Source organism: Gemmatimonadaceae bacterium (assembly GCA_036496605.1).
Taxonomy (GTDB): Bacteria; Gemmatimonadota; Gemmatimonadetes; order Gemmatimonadales; family Gemmatimonadaceae; genus AG2.
In genome coordinates this window covers 66,441-81,184 of the sequence record DASXKV010000056.1, presented here as the reverse complement: position 1 = coordinate 81,184, position 14,744 = coordinate 66,441, and the positions used below count along the sequence as shown (strand labels likewise).

The 14,744-nt window shown below is 63.7% G+C and carries 17 protein-coding genes and 1 tRNA gene; 10 read left to right on the top strand and 8 right to left on the bottom strand.

The window, feature by feature from the left end; genetic code table 11:
• Positions 1 to 47: 47 nt before the first annotated feature.
• Positions 48 to 464, bottom strand: a complete 417-nt coding sequence (locus tag VGH98_23080) for a hypothetical protein (protein ID HEY2378882.1) — start codon at positions 462 to 464, stop codon at positions 48 to 50.
• Between the two features lie 183 nt (positions 465 to 647).
• The gene (locus tag VGH98_23075; protein HEY2378881.1) at positions 648 to 1,661 is read right to left on the bottom strand and encodes a hypothetical protein; all 1,014 of its coding nucleotides are present in this window, start codon (positions 1,659 to 1,661) and stop codon (positions 648 to 650) included.
• Between VGH98_23075 and VGH98_23070 the strand changes: the two genes are divergently transcribed.
• Complete coding sequence (locus VGH98_23070; GenBank protein ID HEY2378880.1) at positions 1,635 to 2,120, top strand: hypothetical protein; 486 nt, start codon at positions 1,635 to 1,637, stop codon at positions 2,118 to 2,120. The genes VGH98_23075 and VGH98_23070 overlap by 27 nt on opposite strands.
• Positions 2,121 to 2,281: 161 nt before the next feature.
• A complete protein-coding gene (locus VGH98_23065; protein ID HEY2378879.1) occupies positions 2,282 to 2,500 on the top strand; it encodes a hypothetical protein in 219 nt (72 codons plus the stop codon).
• A gap of 170 nt (positions 2,501 to 2,670) precedes the next feature.
• On the opposite strand, the gene VGH98_23060 is transcribed toward VGH98_23065, so the two are convergent.
• Positions 2,671 to 2,743: transfer RNA gene (locus VGH98_23060), tRNA-Lys, on the bottom strand.
• A 303-nt stretch (positions 2,744 to 3,046) separates the two neighbouring features.
• Here VGH98_23060 and VGH98_23055 point away from each other — a divergent pair.
• A complete protein-coding gene (locus VGH98_23055) occupies positions 3,047 to 5,083 on the top strand; it encodes a TonB-dependent receptor (GenBank protein HEY2378878.1) in 2,037 nt (678 codons plus the stop codon).
• A gap of 12 nt (positions 5,084 to 5,095) precedes the next feature.
• Here the strand turns inward: VGH98_23055 and rpiB are convergent, their stop codons facing one another.
• Both rpiB and VGH98_23045 read right to left on the bottom strand, forming a co-directional pair.
• Positions 5,096 to 5,554: a ribose 5-phosphate isomerase B gene (rpiB, locus tag VGH98_23050; protein HEY2378877.1), complete on the bottom strand. Its 459-nt coding sequence runs from the start codon at positions 5,552 to 5,554 to the stop codon at positions 5,096 to 5,098.
• On the bottom strand, positions 5,551 to 6,480 hold the full coding sequence (locus VGH98_23045; GenBank protein ID HEY2378876.1) for a serine hydrolase: 930 nt from the start codon (positions 6,478 to 6,480) through the stop codon (positions 5,551 to 5,553). The genes rpiB and VGH98_23045 overlap by 4 nt, the downstream gene beginning before the upstream one ends.
• 121 nt (positions 6,481 to 6,601) lie before the next feature.
• On the opposite strand from VGH98_23045, the gene VGH98_23040 reads away from it, so the two are divergent.
• The gene (locus VGH98_23040; GenBank protein ID HEY2378875.1) at positions 6,602 to 7,057 is read left to right on the top strand and encodes a hypothetical protein; all 456 of its coding nucleotides are present in this window, start codon (positions 6,602 to 6,604) and stop codon (positions 7,055 to 7,057) included.
• A 185-nt stretch (positions 7,058 to 7,242) separates the two neighbouring features.
• A complete protein-coding gene (locus VGH98_23035; GenBank protein HEY2378874.1) occupies positions 7,243 to 8,835 on the top strand; it encodes a transglycosylase SLT domain-containing protein in 1,593 nt (530 codons plus the stop codon).
• Between the two features lie 70 nt (positions 8,836 to 8,905).
• Here the strand turns inward: VGH98_23035 and VGH98_23030 are convergent, their stop codons facing one another.
• From VGH98_23030 to VGH98_23020, 3 genes are all read right to left on the bottom strand, one after another.
• Positions 8,906 to 9,610: a transglycosylase SLT domain-containing protein gene (locus VGH98_23030; protein HEY2378873.1), complete on the bottom strand. Its 705-nt coding sequence runs from the start codon at positions 9,608 to 9,610 to the stop codon at positions 8,906 to 8,908.
• 78 nt (positions 9,611 to 9,688) lie between these two features.
• Entirely contained in the window at positions 9,689 to 10,186 is a 498-nt protein-coding gene (gene moaC / locus VGH98_23025; GenBank protein ID HEY2378872.1) for a cyclic pyranopterin monophosphate synthase MoaC, read from the bottom strand.
• A complete protein-coding gene (locus VGH98_23020; protein ID HEY2378871.1) occupies positions 10,183 to 11,259 on the bottom strand; it encodes a hypothetical protein in 1,077 nt (358 codons plus the stop codon). Before VGH98_23020 ends, moaC begins: the two co-directional genes overlap by 4 nt.
• 96 nt (positions 11,260 to 11,355) lie before the next feature.
• Here VGH98_23020 and VGH98_23015 point away from each other — a divergent pair, with 96 nt between their 5' ends.
• The 5 genes from VGH98_23015 to uppS all read left to right on the top strand — a co-directional run bounded on the left by VGH98_23015 (position 11,356) and on the right by uppS (position 14,725).
• Entirely contained in the window at positions 11,356 to 12,495 is a 1,140-nt protein-coding gene (locus tag VGH98_23015) for a P1 family peptidase (GenBank protein HEY2378870.1), read from the top strand.
• Between the two features lie 66 nt (positions 12,496 to 12,561).
• Entirely contained in the window at positions 12,562 to 12,795 is a 234-nt protein-coding gene (locus tag VGH98_23010) for a hypothetical protein (GenBank protein HEY2378869.1), read from the top strand.
• Between the two features lie 96 nt (positions 12,796 to 12,891).
• Complete coding sequence (locus tag VGH98_23005; GenBank protein HEY2378868.1) at positions 12,892 to 13,500, top strand: hypothetical protein; 609 nt, start codon at positions 12,892 to 12,894, stop codon at positions 13,498 to 13,500.
• A complete protein-coding gene (locus tag VGH98_23000; GenBank protein HEY2378867.1) occupies positions 13,493 to 13,942 on the top strand; it encodes a transcriptional regulator in 450 nt (149 codons plus the stop codon). Before VGH98_23005 ends, VGH98_23000 begins: the two co-directional genes overlap by 8 nt.
• A 21-nt stretch (positions 13,943 to 13,963) precedes the next feature.
• Positions 13,964 to 14,725 carry a polyprenyl diphosphate synthase gene (gene uppS, locus VGH98_22995; protein ID HEY2378866.1) on the top strand — a complete coding sequence of 254 codons (762 nt, stop codon included), beginning with the start codon at positions 13,964 to 13,966 and terminating at the stop codon, positions 14,723 to 14,725.
• Positions 14,726 to 14,744: the final 19 nt, after the last annotated feature.

Below are 14,744 nucleotides of genomic sequence, written 5' to 3'. Positions count from 1 at the left end.
CGCCGCCATTGGGCGGCGCGCTTCGATCGCCTCGACGACGAGGGCTGCTACTTCTCGTAGATCAGCGAGAGCTCAGGCTCGGAATACGCCAACGTGTTGGCGTCGATCCAGGTAAGGGAGTAGGTCTGGAGACCGGCGCCGCTGGTGAAGCTGAGCGTGACATTGTCCCCGGTCTGGACGTACGTGCCCACGCGGACATCGATTCGTGGCTGTGCGGCGCCGCCGGTCGGCGTAAAGCGATCCTGGAGGCTGTCGACGAAGCTGAAATCGCTGCGCAGGACGATGCGCCCGTGCAGAACCTCGTACACTCCGCTTGCGTCCTGTGACGCAATCCCGGGAACGGAACTACCGTTGGCTGTACGGAGGAGATAGTTGCCGTTCAACGGGCCGCTCGGCGGCGACGTGGAGTCGCTGCAGGCGCCAATGGCGAGGGCGAGCAGAAGCGCGCCGAGGGATTTGCGCATCGGGCTCCTCGAGAGTGACTGTATACAATTACACACTGCACGCTTGGGGCCACAAGAACCGACGCCACCGACGGAGCGTAAGTCGGCGCCTAACGTGGAGGACCGCCAGCCGACGGTGACGAGCGTGTCCTACTTTCTTGGCAATCGCGCGTGTCGTTTCGCACCGCGTTGTCGCTCGAGTCGTCAGCGAGCGTCGGCCTTATCCCCTCGCTCTCTGAGAAACCGGCCCACGCCCGGCGGAAGAAGCAGATCGTCCGCGATCGCCGCGATTTCCTCGGCCCGACGCCACGCTGCCTCGAGCTCTCGCAACTCCCCCTCGAGAGCGAGCCGCTCTGTGTCCTCGTGCGCCGCCATCTCCAACGCCAACCGCCGCGCCGGCGCCAATCGCGTCAGGTAGCCGTGTGGGCCATGTGCCACGAATGCGATGCGCCCGTTAGGCAGGTCGCGATAGCCCGCCGCGGTGCCATCCCATTCCGAGGCCATTGCGTGAAAGAGGGACTCAGGATCGCCGTGTTCCTCGAACAGCGCGACCGCCTGCCGCGCCACGGCGGCTGAGCCGCCATATCGGTTTGCTGCGGGCATCAGCAGCGCAGCGGCGCGCATAGCGTCCTCGCTGTGCAAGAGCATTGTGCCAGAGTGCGGCGCGGGCAGCTCGAGAGCCCAGGTGTATGTATCAACGTCCCATGCGAGGCGCGCCAGCGCCAACGCAGCACGCGTAATTCGCAAGGGCGCGCCACGCGCATCGGTGATCACGGCGACGATTGCTTCGGGCGAGCCACGCGTGACCGCGCGCGCGGCTTGGTACATGAGCCACCATCCGCCGACCATCGAGAAGCCCATCGCCGCGCCTCCGGCAATCGTGCCTCCGACGACGGCGAGGCTCAGGCCGGAGCGAAGCAGCATGCGACGTCGGCGGCGTCCGAACTGATCGCCGTAGCGCCAAGCGGCGAGCTCGGGGCGCAACGGTTTGCCGATCCGCACGAGCTCCGTGCCATCTCGCAGTCGCGCCAAGCCGATGTTGTCCGTGGACACGCGCAACGTCGTCGCGCGAAAGGCGTGCTCGCACTCCTCGATTGCTTCCCACCGCTCTTCGAGTGGCGTGAGATTCCACCGCTCGCAACGGCCGCACACAACCCAGAGCCGTCCCTTGCCGGCGTCGAAGGCGAGACGTTGGCCGACGGGGAAGTGCTCCACCATTTCATTTGCGCCGAGCGCGGCGCGGCAGAAAATGCAGTTCGAGTACATCCATCTGAATATGCCGAACGGACTTCAGTTCAGCGGATGCAACTTGAAATCATCAGCGAAACCTTCTTCGAGGGATGGAAACGGGCTGCGGTCGCGCTACGCCTCGGCATCAGCGTGAAGACCTACGACAACCGTCTCCAGGCCGCGTTCGGCTCGTTGCGACACCGGTTGACACAGGATGCCGAAGTCTTCACCGAGGTCGATCGCTCGCTCTGGTTCGATCGCATCGAGGAGCTTCGCGAGAGCGACTCGGCCGCTCGCCTGCGCCGCGCCTCCGGCAAAACAGGCGACCGTTGCAACTTCGAAGGCGACCGGTCCAACTTCGAAGGCGACCCGTCCAACTCACGAGGCGACGCAGAAAAAAACGCACGCGCCCGTGACGATTCGGTAGCAGTCACTACCAAATCGTGAGGCGCCCGCGACTAAACGGTAGGCGACGCACGCATTCCTCGAGGCGACCCGCGCTCTACTGGAGGCGACGCGCGCACTTCACGAGGGAACCGCGGCTATGTGTGACGACACCAGCGGTCGTGCATGACACGACCGCGGCAAGGTATGAGAGGACCGCGGCAATGCAGGACACGACCGCCGCAATGCACGACGCGACCGCGGCAATGTGGGACGCGACCGCGACCAAACACGACACGACGCCGACCATTCATCAGGCGACCGTGGCTAGTCATGACACGACCGCGGCTATGCAGGACACGACCGCGACAATGTTGGCAGTCGCCCTGAACAAGTTGGCAGGCGACCGCCGCTTTGCACGACTGAACCGCGGCTTCACATGACACGACCGCGGCTTCACATGACACGACCGTGACTTCACACGACACGACCGCGGCTTCACACGAGACGACTGTGACTTCAGTCGACACGACCCGGGCTTCACAGGGTTGCGAGGGTCAAAACGACGAAAAAGGCCGCCTGTGATGGCGGCTATCTCGTTGAAATCCAACCATGACCCGGGCGGGGATCGAACCCGCGACCTACGGATTAAAAGTCCGTTGCTCTACCAACTGAGCTACCGGGTCTGTCACCAAGATACTCTTCGGCGCCCGCATGGTGGAGTCTCGAACCGACGGGGCGTTGTCACCGCGAGCGATCAAGCAGTCCGGCCACGCGAGGGAACTCGCGTGCCACGCTATAGATTGGCGGTGCAAGAGTGACGCTGGCCTCGCCTCGTGGGTGCTCGGCAGCAGACTCCGAATCAGAGCCAAATCATGCAGACCCTGTGGGACACTCGGCCGTCGCCGAATCACACGACCGCCCGACCCCCCCGCCGCTTTCGAGAAGGCGCGTGCCTGCTTCTCTGCTCGATCACCTTGGTGAGGGCAGTGAGCGCTCAGGATTCGGTCGCGAGGCTCCCGGCGGTCGTCACGATTACGCGAGACGTTGGCCGCTCGGCGCTCGACCTGCCATTCGCTCTCAGCGAGACGCGCCCGGATAGCGCGCGGCCCGGTCAGGCACACCTCCTCGTCGATCAAACTCTCTTTCTGCTCCCTGGCGTTACCGTCGCCAATCGGACCAATCCGTCGCAGGACACACGCATCTCGATTCGTGGCTTCGGTGCCCGCTCGCAGTTCGGCGTGCGCAGCATTCGCATTCTTCGTGACGGCATGCCGCTCACGCTCCCCGATGGACAGACGCCAATCGACTACCTGGATCTGGAGTCGGTGGGACGAGTCGAGGTCATTCGGGGCACCGCGTCGGCTCTCTACGGCAACGCTGGCGGGGGCGTCATCGACATTCGCTCGGCGGGCCCACCTCTCGGGCCGGTCGCCGCGCAGGTGCGCTCCTGGATCGGCGATTACGGCTCGCGACGCGTCACCGGAACGTTCGGCGGGTCGACCGATGCCGTCTTCTTTCAGGGCAATGTCGGACACACGCTCTCTGACAACTTTCGACTCTACTCGCGGCAGGAGCTGACCAACGGCTATGCCCGAGTCGGCGCAACCGCCGCCGGGACCGACTTCGTTTTTCAGGGCCTCGGCCTGGATATGCCGACGGCGCAGAATCCTGGCGCGCTGACGCTCTCGCAGTTCGACGCGAATCCGCAGCTTCCCGACTCGGCGCAAGTGCGAAAGTTGTCGCGCAAGGTCGTGCGCCAGGTGCAGTTCGGACTCTCGGCAACGCATCTGCTCAACGACGCGCGCGGCGGCGAGCTCTTCGCCCAGCTCTATGGCGGGACGCGCGATCTCTACAATCCCCAGACGTTCGCCGTCGTCGACGTCGGCCGGGTGCAATACGGTGGAAGCGCACGCGCCACCATCCCCGTCGACTTCGCCGTTAGGCAGCATCTGACCCTCGGCGTCGACGGCGCGATGCAGAACGATCTTCGGAAGAACTGGGCGAACTGCAACGCCGTCACCGCGGTCAGCGCCAGCTGCCCGACGCTTCCCGTCGAAGAAGGTGCTCCCCAGCTCGATCAACGCGAGATCGTGTCGAGCGTCGGCCCCTACGTTCGTGACGAGGCCCAGCTCGGGGATCGCGTGAATCTCAGCGGCGGTGTTCGCGCCGATTATGTGCGCTTTCAGCTCCAGGATCACTTCCTGGCGGACGGCCGGGATGATTCGGGCAACCGACTTCTGCACGCCGTGAGTCCCATGGCTGGCGCGGTCTTACGCGTGTCGAGCCTCTCGGCGCTCTACGCGAACTTTGGCTCCGCCTTCGAAACGCCGACGACGACGGAGCTCGGCAACCAGCCCAACGGCAACGCCGGCCTCAATTACGACTTGAAGCCACAGTTCTCGACGACCTACGAGTCGGGCATGAAGGGTCTTCTCGCCGAGCGGTTGCAGTACGACGTTGCTTTATTCGAAACCGAGGTGCGCGACGAGCTCATCCCCTATCAGGTGCCTAACGGCAACGGACGGACGTACTATCGCAACGCCGGACGCACGCGTCGCGATGGTGTCGAGCTCTCGGGAGGTACGAACGTGGGCCCGGTGGCGCTGAGCGCGGCGTACACGTACTCGCATTTTCGCTTCCGCGACTTTGTGTCGGCGGGCGTGCAGGAAGCCGGCAACGTCATTCCCGGGATTCCGGAACACCAGCTCGAGGCGAGCGCCACGTGGCGCTATTCCTCGGAATTCGCCACGGTCGAAGCGCTTGCAAAGAGCGCGGTCTATGTCGACGACGCGAACAGCGCGCGTGCCGCGGGCTTTACCGTCTACAACCTGCGACTCGGTGCCGATGGTCTCGGGCATCTGCCCTGGGTCACGCCGATATTCAGCGTGCAAAACCTGTTCGACAAGAGGTACGTCAGCTCATTGGCGATCAACGCCGCGGGCAAACAGGCAACGGCAAAGTTCTACGAGCCAGGAGCCGGTCGAACGCTGTTCGTAGGCCTGACGATTGGAGTGGGCCGTTAGGCGCGCTGTTCTTCAGGTTCGTGCAGTGTGACTCTCGAAGCCGATGATCTTCGCGAGCCGGCGGGCGTGGCGTTCGGCATTGGAGAACCGCGCGCGAAGAAATGCGCTTACGAGCTCTTCGGCGAGCGACGGTCCGACGACCCGCGCGCCGAGACATAGAATGTTCATCGAGTCGTCCTCGACGCCCTGGTGCGCGGAGAACGTGTCGTGGCAGAGTGCTGCGCGAATGCCGGTGAACTTGTTCGCCGCCACGGACGCGCCGACGCCGCTTCCACAGATGAGCACACCGCGGTCGGCTTGCCCATCGCGGATCGCGACCGCGACGCGCTCGGCGTAGTCCGGATAGTCGTCGCCAGGAACGATTCGGTCGGCACCACAATCGATCACCTGATGTCCCGCCTCGCGAATGGTCTCGATCATCCTCTCTTTGAGCGGGAAGCCGGCATGATCGGCACCAACGGCAATCTTCATCGGGAGTCCCTCGCCGCTGACGCGCTCGAAGCCCGCGTCGCGTGTTCGTAAACCAATCTCGATATGTCGGCGATGAGCGAACGCGCAACCTTCTCATCGTCGATCCCGCGCGTGAGCACGACGAGAACGTAGGGGCCGCGCTCCTGCGGATACACGACTGCAGCGTCGTGAAGGTGCCCGGTGATCTGTCCCGTCTTGTGCGCGACGCGCGTTCCGGGCGGCAGACCGGCCGGGATCTCGTCGTTGAACTGCTGCCTCGTCAGCACCGCGCGCATCGAGTCGGTGCTCGCCCGAGACGCGGCAGCGCCAGTCTCGATCGCCGTCATCAGCGTCGCGAGATCGCGCGCCGTCGTCATGTTGTTCATTCCAGCGGCGTACGCTTTCCCATCCTCCACACCGCGTAGAACCTGAATGTCGCGCGCGCCGAGCGCGTGCGCCGTCGCGTTTGCAGCCGATGCGCCCACGACTCCGATGAGTGTGTTCGTCGCGAGATTGCTCGAGCGCGTGATCATGTGCTCGAGCAGCTCATGCACGCTCACGGGAGAGCCAACCCAGGTGTAAACCAGACTGTCCGAATCGTCGCCCGCGTTCAGCGTGTACGGCGATCCGTCGACGATCGACGCGAATTCGTTCTTCAGCTCGAGCTGCTGAGTGAGACTCAACCGGTGACGATCGATCTGGCGAAACAGCTCGATCATCACGGGGACTTTCATAGTGCTCGCTGCGTGAAATCGCTCGTCGGCGGCGAGGTAGAGCGTGTCCGCACGCGTGAGGTCGCGAAACGCGACCGCGACCGTCGCACCGGGCACTTCTGCAATGCGGTGCTCGACACGCGTCCGCAGGGAATCGTCGATCGTCGCTGCGCGCGCCACCACCAGCGCACTCGACATTTGGCTCGATATGGCGATTACTGCGAGGAGAGACATGCGCTCAAGATAGATCCTCCGTGACGGCGGTTACAAGCAGAGAACGTCGTTGCCAACTCACATGGTCGCTCGTGTCATACGTGGAGAAGACACTCCCAATTGCCTCTCACCTCGCGCATTCATGTCGCTTCCTAGGACCGACCCGGGCGGAGCACCCGAGCCAGGCCCACAGAGCTCGTTCAGACGGGAGCGACTGCGCTTCAGCGAGTTCTCCTTCTCGCGCTCGCCCTCGGGTCACGTCTCGATCAACGTAGAGCTCGAGTACGAAGGGCAGCGCTGGTTCGGACGCTCCGCCGGACAATCGAGCCCGCTCGGCGATCTGCGCATGGCGGCGGAAGCGGCGCTGCGAGCGCTCGAGGAATTCGCCGAGGGATCGCTCTCGTTCGAGCTCATTGGCGTGAAGCACATCCGCGCCTTCGACTCCAATCTCGTGATCGTCTCGATCGCGGTGCGCGACTCGGCTGGCACGCGGCTCGTCGGTTGCTACCTCGCCGATGAGGACATGCCGCGCGGAGCCGCGCTGGCCGTCCTGAACGCGACCAATCGATTACTTGGGAACTACCTCGCGACGCGGTGATCCATTTTGCCCTCGTGGGCTGTCTCATCATAGAGCTCGAGTCGATCAGGGCGGTTAGGTAGACCGATGCCGCTCTGTGTGATAGAGTCTGAACAGTGCGGGAGCAGGCGCCGTCCGAAAGACGGGGCGCCATTTTCGTTCGTGAGCAGGGCGCTTACTGATGCCGGTGGCGTGAGAGGAGAATCGTGAAAAAAGTCTTATCGATGTCGATGGCGGCCTTGTTTGCTGCTTGCGCCCACGCTCCGGCGCCCGTCGTGGCTCCCGCGCCAACCGCGACGTCCGCGCCCAATCACAGCGCGCCGAGCGCGAGTCCAACTCCAGCCGGTGACACGGTCGTCGCTCGCGCCGAGCCGTCAGGGACGGCGGCGGCCGCGCCGACGGACAGCGCGAAGGTGAGCGCCTCGGAGGTGAGTCAGCGTGCCGCCGAGGTTTTCGGCGACAGCAGCACTGCGACGGGGAAGGCCACCGCCGCGGACTCATCGAGTCGCGAGGGTCCGTCGTGGGACATGGATGTCCACTCGTACGAAACTACGTCTCGCGTGGAGCACTATCTTCGCGTATTCAGCGGTTCCGCGCGCGAGCACATCGTCGCGCAACTGGAAGAGGGCAGCCGCTACGAGCCGATGATTCGCGCCAAGATGCGCGCTGGTGGCTTGCCAGAGGATATGTACTACCTGGCGCTCATCGAGAGCGGTTTCGATCCCAATGCGTACTCGCGCGCCGCGGCCGTTGGCATGTGGCAGTTCATGGCGTCGACCGCGCGGGACATGGGAATGCGCGTCGACTGGTGGGTCGACGAACGGCGCGATCCTGTACGTTCCACCGCCGCCGCAGTCGGATTCATCAAGGACCTGAAGGAGCAACTGGGCTCACTCTACCTTGCGGCAGCGGCTTACAACGGCGGGCCGGGGCGTATCGCGCGTGGCCTAACGAGATACGCCGACGATCTCGAGGGGACGACGGGTGATGATCGCTTCTTCGCTCTCGCCGACAAGGATTTTCTGCCGCGCGAGACGCGAGAGTACGTACCTCAGCTCATCGCCACGGCGCTGATCGCCAAAGAGCCGCACCGGTACGGCCTGGAGATTCGAACGCTTTCGCCGTTTGTCTACGACTCGGTGCGAGTTGGACCCGCGAGTCCCCTGGCAGCAATAGCGAAAGCGACGGGCGCGACGGTCGAACAGATCGTGCGGCTCAACCCGCAGGTGCTGCGCGGAATGACGCCGCCGCGCGATTCACTGCGTGTACGCATTCCCGTCGGCACGTCTGGCTCGTTCGATAGTCTCTTTCGGGCTCTTCCCGAGTCTGAGCGCGTCGGTGTTCGGCGTGTCGAGACCAAGAAGGGAGACTATCCCGAGACGGTGGCGGAGCGATATCATCTGCGTACGAAGTACATCCTGGTCTTCAATCCAAAAGCTGAGCGCTCGAAAAAGACTGGTCGTCTTGCGGCAGGGCAGGTGCTTCTGATTCCAAGTGCCGCAGTTGCCGCCGCGGCAACCGATGCGCCGGACCCGTCAATCGAGCGGTACTCGAGCGGCACTCGCACGCACGTCGTGCGGCATGGGGAGAGCTTGGGACTCATCGCGAAGCATTACCACACAACGGTGAAATCGATCATGGCGCTGAATGGTCTCAAGCGCTCGATCATCTTCCCCGGTCAATCACTAGTCGTGTCTGGGCGGGCACGCCGCTCTTCGGGTGGTCATCGGAATGCCCACGGCTCGGGGCGCTCCCCCTCGAAATCAGGAGTCGCACAGTCGGGAACGCCGCGCCGATAACGAAGAAAGAAGAGGGCGAGACTCACCGTCGGTCTCGCCCTCTGTCGTTCGCGCCGTGCAACCGTCTGGGCTATTCGACGACGCCCTTGCCCTTGTAGCCCTTCGTGAGAATCCGGTCGTACCCATTCGACGGATCCAGGCCGGCGTGGAGCGCGTTATTCACCGCGACCTCGCCCCGATTGTAGACGAGCAGCGCGAGCTTCGCGTCGCCGTGATACTGGCCGATCAGGCCACGGAGATACCGGAATCCGATCCGCAGATTGGTCGTGGGATCGTACAGCTTCTCCTTGGTGATGCTCTTGTCATAGTAGCGAGCCGTCGGGAGCATCATCTGAGTAAGTCCGATGGCGCCGACTGAACTCGTTGCCCGGGTATTGAAGTCGCTCTCGAGCTTGACGAGACGGAAAGCGAGCTCGGGATCGATGCCTTCGGCCATCGACTCATCGAGGATGTGCATGGCCGTGTTCGCGGGGATCGCGAACCGGCTGGAAAAATGGATGATCCTGTCGGCGCGCTCGTACTGCGCGCGAAGGAGATCCATCTCGCCCTTGGTCGAGTCGAGTGCCTCACGCAGTTCCTTCGTTCCTCCGCCGAACCCTAATGAGAAGGTGGGGGAGTGGAGCGCGACCTCTGCGCTCGCTGTATCGGGATGGCGAGCCGCGAGAACGACCGCCACGACCGCAACGACAGCCGATGCATACAGGAATCGCTTGAGGCGCCTACGTCGCCGGGCGGCATCGCCACGGTGCACGTACGTACCACGGAGATTGCGCATAAGTTGTCTACTGGCAACAGGTTGAATACAACGCTACTGCCCGCTACGCACTCACGATAAGTCGCAACCGTGATGCCATCAACCCCTTGACCAATCGCCCAGCTTGCCACCTGACTTTTGTACCAGCGATATATCGCCGAGCTCCATTCCCCGATCGAGAGCCTTGGCCATGTCGTAAACTGTGAGTAGGCAGACTGTTACGGCCATAAGCGCCTCCATTTCTACCCCTGTTTTCCAGGTCGCGCGGGCAGTTGCCTCGGCGATAATGCCCGGGAGGCCGTGGTCGGCTCGCACTTCTATTTGCACGTCGGTGAGTGGAATCGGGTGACAGAGAGGAATGAGCTCCGGTGTGCGCTTCGCCGCGAGAATGCCTGCGACCCGAGCGACCGAAAGCACATCTCCCTTCTTGAGCGAGTTCGCTTCGATCGCGGCCAATGTCGTGGGCAGCATGCGGATCGACCCTCTCGCTGTGGCAACGCGATCGGTCAGCTCTTTTTTGCTGACGTCAACCATCGTTGCGTCGCCCGATGTCGCCACGTGCGACAGCCGATTCTTCTCCTTCTTCTCCTTTTTCATCTCATGAGCGCTGCCATGTCGCGCAGCAAACCGGCCGTGAGAAGTTGCGGATTGACGTTGCTCGTCGCCTGCTCCTTCGCTCGTTCCACGAGCTCGAGAGCCTTGGCGGCGCCGCTCGCCATCGATTCGTTCCCCGCGCTGGCAGCAGAGCGAACGCGCTCGTGAAGCAAAACCTCCAGCGCGTTGAGGGAATCCGTGAAGCCTCCGCGCGCGCGTGAGGCCCCCTGGCCGAACGCTGCGCGATATACCGCCGCTCGTTCCGTGGAGGTGCAGGCATCGAGCAGTCGTTGCGCCTGCGCCGCCGCGTCGCGCAGGAGAGAGCCCGCCAGAATGCGCCCCGGTGCTCCTGCCGCGGCATGCACCAGCTCATCCTCCGAGGATTTGATCTTGTCGGCTTTCAGGCGCGAGCTCACGATCGGATCTGTCACGAATGCCGTTACCTCCCGATCCGAGAGGGCGGCTACGCGAACAGCGATGACCCGCGATCGGATCGTTGGGAGGAGCGCTCCCGGCTCCGACGACGTGAGAATGACCGTCGTATCCGCCGGCGGCTCCTCGAGCAACTTGAGGAACGCATTTGCGGCCTGATCGGATCCCTCCTGACTCACCATGCGTTCGGCGTCGCCGATGACGAAGGCTTTGCGTTTGGCGAGAGCCGGCGAGATCGCGGCAGATCTCACGATGGCGCGAACCGTCGCGACGTAGATTCCGTCGCTGCCCGAAGGCGGTGCGTACAATCCATTCGCCACCATCCGCTCGGCGATCGCCTCGGCATAGTCGTCGCGCACGTCTTCGAGCGAGGGATCACTATCCTTCAGTCGCGGCCGCGGAAAAACCCAGTGCAGATCTGGATGCGAGAGCTGGAGACTGAAGCGGCACTGTTGACACTTTCCGCAGGGGCGGGGCTCATCTCCGGCGCAGAGCAGGAGCTGGCCCAACCACAGCGCGAGCCGTTGCTTACCGACGCCGCGCTGTCCGTGAAAGAGCAGGCTGGCGGGCAGAGTGCCACGATTCGTTGCGGCGCGGAGCTGTTCGCGCAATCGCGCGTGACCGTGGAATTCGACAAGAGGCATTGATGCGGATTAGTGTCAGCGTGCGAGCTGAAGATTAGATCGAGCAGGGCATTGCGACCAGCGTAAAGCGAACTGGCGCGTCGACCGGAGACCTTCATGAGTCACCTTCTTCCATTGACCTTGGTTCTTGTCGCGGCGCTCGCCACGACCGCACACGGTCAGCGCGCGCGGGCGCGCGATCTTGGCGTGAAGCCCGGCGTGTTCCCTACGGGTCGCAACAACGCCATAACCGATGTTGCCGGTGTACGGGTGGGGCATGCTACGCTGATACAGGGTGACTCGGTCCGCACGGGCGTCACTGCAATCCTACCTCACGAGGGGAATCTCTTTCTCGATCGCGTACCGGCAGCACTCTACGTCGGCAATGGATTCGGCAAGCTGCTTGGGGCAACGCAGCTCAACGAGCTTGGGGAATTGGAGACACCAATTCTGCTCACATGCACGCTGTGCGTCTGGAATGCGGCGGACGCATTGGTCGGATGGATGCTCGAGCAACCCGGCATGGAGAATGTGCGCTCGATCAATCCAGTGGTCGCCGAGACGAATGACGGGACGCTGAACGCAATTCGGACGCGGCCAATCGGCGCAAAGGAGGTTCGTGCAGCGCTCGCCGCCGCAGCGTCGGGCCCGGTTGCCGAGGGGAGCGTCGGCGCGGGCGCCGGCACGATCGCGTTCGGCTGGAAGGGAGGGATCGGCACCAGCTCGCGAGTACTTCCCGCAGCGCTTGGCGGTTGGACTGTGGGCGTCCTCGTACAAAGCAACTTCGGGGGAATTCTGCAGGTACTCGGCGCGCCTGTGGGGCGCGAGCTGGGCCAGTACGCCTTCAAACGCGACGTGCAGTCGGCGACGCAGCGAGGCGATGGATCGATCGTGATGGTTGTCGCGACCGATGCGCCGCTCTCCGATCGCAACCTTCGCCGGCTCGCCGCGCGCGCGATCATGGGACTGAGTCGCACCGGCTCGTCTGCCGCGAACGGATCCGGAGATTATGTGCTGGCGTTCTCGACGAACAGCAGAGTGCGGCGCGCCTATAACGCGCAACGCCTAACGACCGAGGAGCTGGCGAACGAGGAGATGTCGGCACTCTTCGAGTGTGTCGTCGAGGCGACGGAGGAGGCGATTTACAATTCGCTCTTCCGGGCGACTACGGTGACGGGGAGCGGACACACCGCCGAGGCGATCCCCCTGGACAAGGTGCGTGAGATATTGACGAAGTTCCGCGTCTCCGACCGCTGAGCGCGCTGCACGAGGCGGGCACGCTTCCTGACATGGAGGCTCGCAGACTCCTGCAGTGAGGCGGCCATGGGTGGAAAGCGTCCCGATCAACACAGCATCGATCCAGCCGAATCTGGCGCGACGGATTACAAGTGGGGCGAGGGTCACGAGGATCGTGGTGTAATCGAGGAGCAGAAGCAGAAACTGCAGTCGAATCCGCACGACCAGCCGATGATCCCGAACAAGGGTGTGAATCCAGCCCTTCGCGAGCTGCGGGAGCGGAAACAGGCGAAGCCCGACCCGACCGAGGATCAGGGCTAAGTTACCGAGCGATAGAGACGGAGCCTTCGGCGCGGGTCCTAACTTTGCAATACAAAGTACTTGCTTGCGCTCCAGTCACCATCTACCATTCAGCCCATGCCGGTGATCCCGCTTCGCCCGTCGCGCTCCACTCCCCCGGAGATGCAAGAGCGCGCGATGGACAATCTTCGCTACATCCGCGAAACGATGGAGCGAGCCGGTACCTTCACGGCGGTCTCAGGGTGGGGCGAAGTCGTCATCGGCGGCACGGCGATCGTCGCCGCGCTCGTCGCGTCACGATTGGCCTACCCCGGGTGGGTGATCGCGTGGCTGGTGGAAGCCGCTCTCGCCGCCGGCATCGCAATTCTGTTCATGACATTCAAGGCCCGCGCGGCGAGTATGCCGCTCCTTACCGGGCCGGTACGCAAGCTCATACTGAGCTTCTCGCCGCCGATGCTCGTGGGCGTGATGCTCACCGCGCTCTTCGTCAATCGGGGACTCCAGTCACTGCTGCCGGGCAGTTGGATGCTGTTGTACGGCACTGGGGTTGTCACCGCAGGCACCTACTCGGTGTCGATTGTTCCGGTGATGGGCGCCGCATTCATGCTTCTTGGTGCATGGGCGCTGTTCGCGCCGGCGACGTGGGCGACGGCGCTGATGGTCGCGGGCTTTGGCGGCCTGCACATTGTTTTTGGAACCTTGATCGCGCGGAGGTACGGTGGCTAAGCACGGCGCAGTCCCGGACGACCGCGGCGAAGGCGCCGCGGCTGCTGGTGGCGGGAACGGAGGCGATCATCGGCGCGGCGATGGCAGGGCTCGCGCCGCGGCGCCGACTCCATTGCGCACGGTGCGCGGCAAGGCGAAGAACGAGGGCCCGCTGGCGCTCGATCGTCTGATCCACGAGCGCATCCGATTGGGAATTCTCAGCGCCCTCGCGGCCACCGACGCGGTGAGCTTCAATGATCTCAAGAAGCTCCTGGCCACGACCGACGGCAACCTGAGCGTGCATGCGAGGAAGCTGGAGGAGGCGAATTACATCGCCTGCACGAAGTCTTTCGAGAACCGCGTGCCGAAAACGGAGTATTCAATCACAGCCGCCGGACGCCGTGCGTTCGAACGGTACCTCGATCACATGGAAGCACTCATTCGTGCCGCGCGCGAGCGCTGAGCGTCTACTATCCGAAATAACATGTCGCGGAACTCAGCGGTGACGCTTTCTGCCACGTCGGGCATTCATGTTGGAATCATCATGGACGGCAACGGCCGATGGGCCGCGGCGCGGGGACTGCCGCGCACGGCTGGCCACCACGCGGGCGTGCGCATGGCGCGCACGATCGTCGAAGCGGCGGTCCGCGCCGGTATCGGGACGCTCACGTTGTACGCGTTCTCGTCCGACAACTGGAGTCGTCCAACGCCCGAGGTCACCGCGCTCATGCGGTTGCTTCGACGATCGCTGCACACCGAATCGAAGCGCTGCCTCGCGAACGGCGTGCGCCTGACGATCGTCGGTCGTCGTGACCGGCTGCCGGCGCCACTGCGTGCCGCCATCGTCGACGCCGAGGCACTCACCGCGCGCTGTCGCAATCTGCACCTTCGCGTGGCGATCGATTATTCGTCGCGAGACGGGATCCTGCGCGCTGCCGAGCGTTATGCACAGCAGGTCGTTAGGGCTGGCGGCGAGATGGCGTCCCTCACGAAAGAGCAGTTCGGCGAGCTGCTTTCCGAAGTGCATCACGATCCTCGTCCCGTGCGAGACGTCGATCTCCTGATTCGCACCGGCGGCGAGCAGCGCCTCAGCGATTTCATGCTCTGGGAGTGCGCGTACGCCGAGCTGTACTTCACGCAAGCGATGTGGCCGCAGTTCGGTGAGGAGGAACTGCGTGAGGCGCTGCGTGTATTCGAATCGCGTGAACGCCGCTTTGGCGGAGTGCCGGCGCAAGCCGCAAGCTGAGTCACCAGCGGGATCGCAT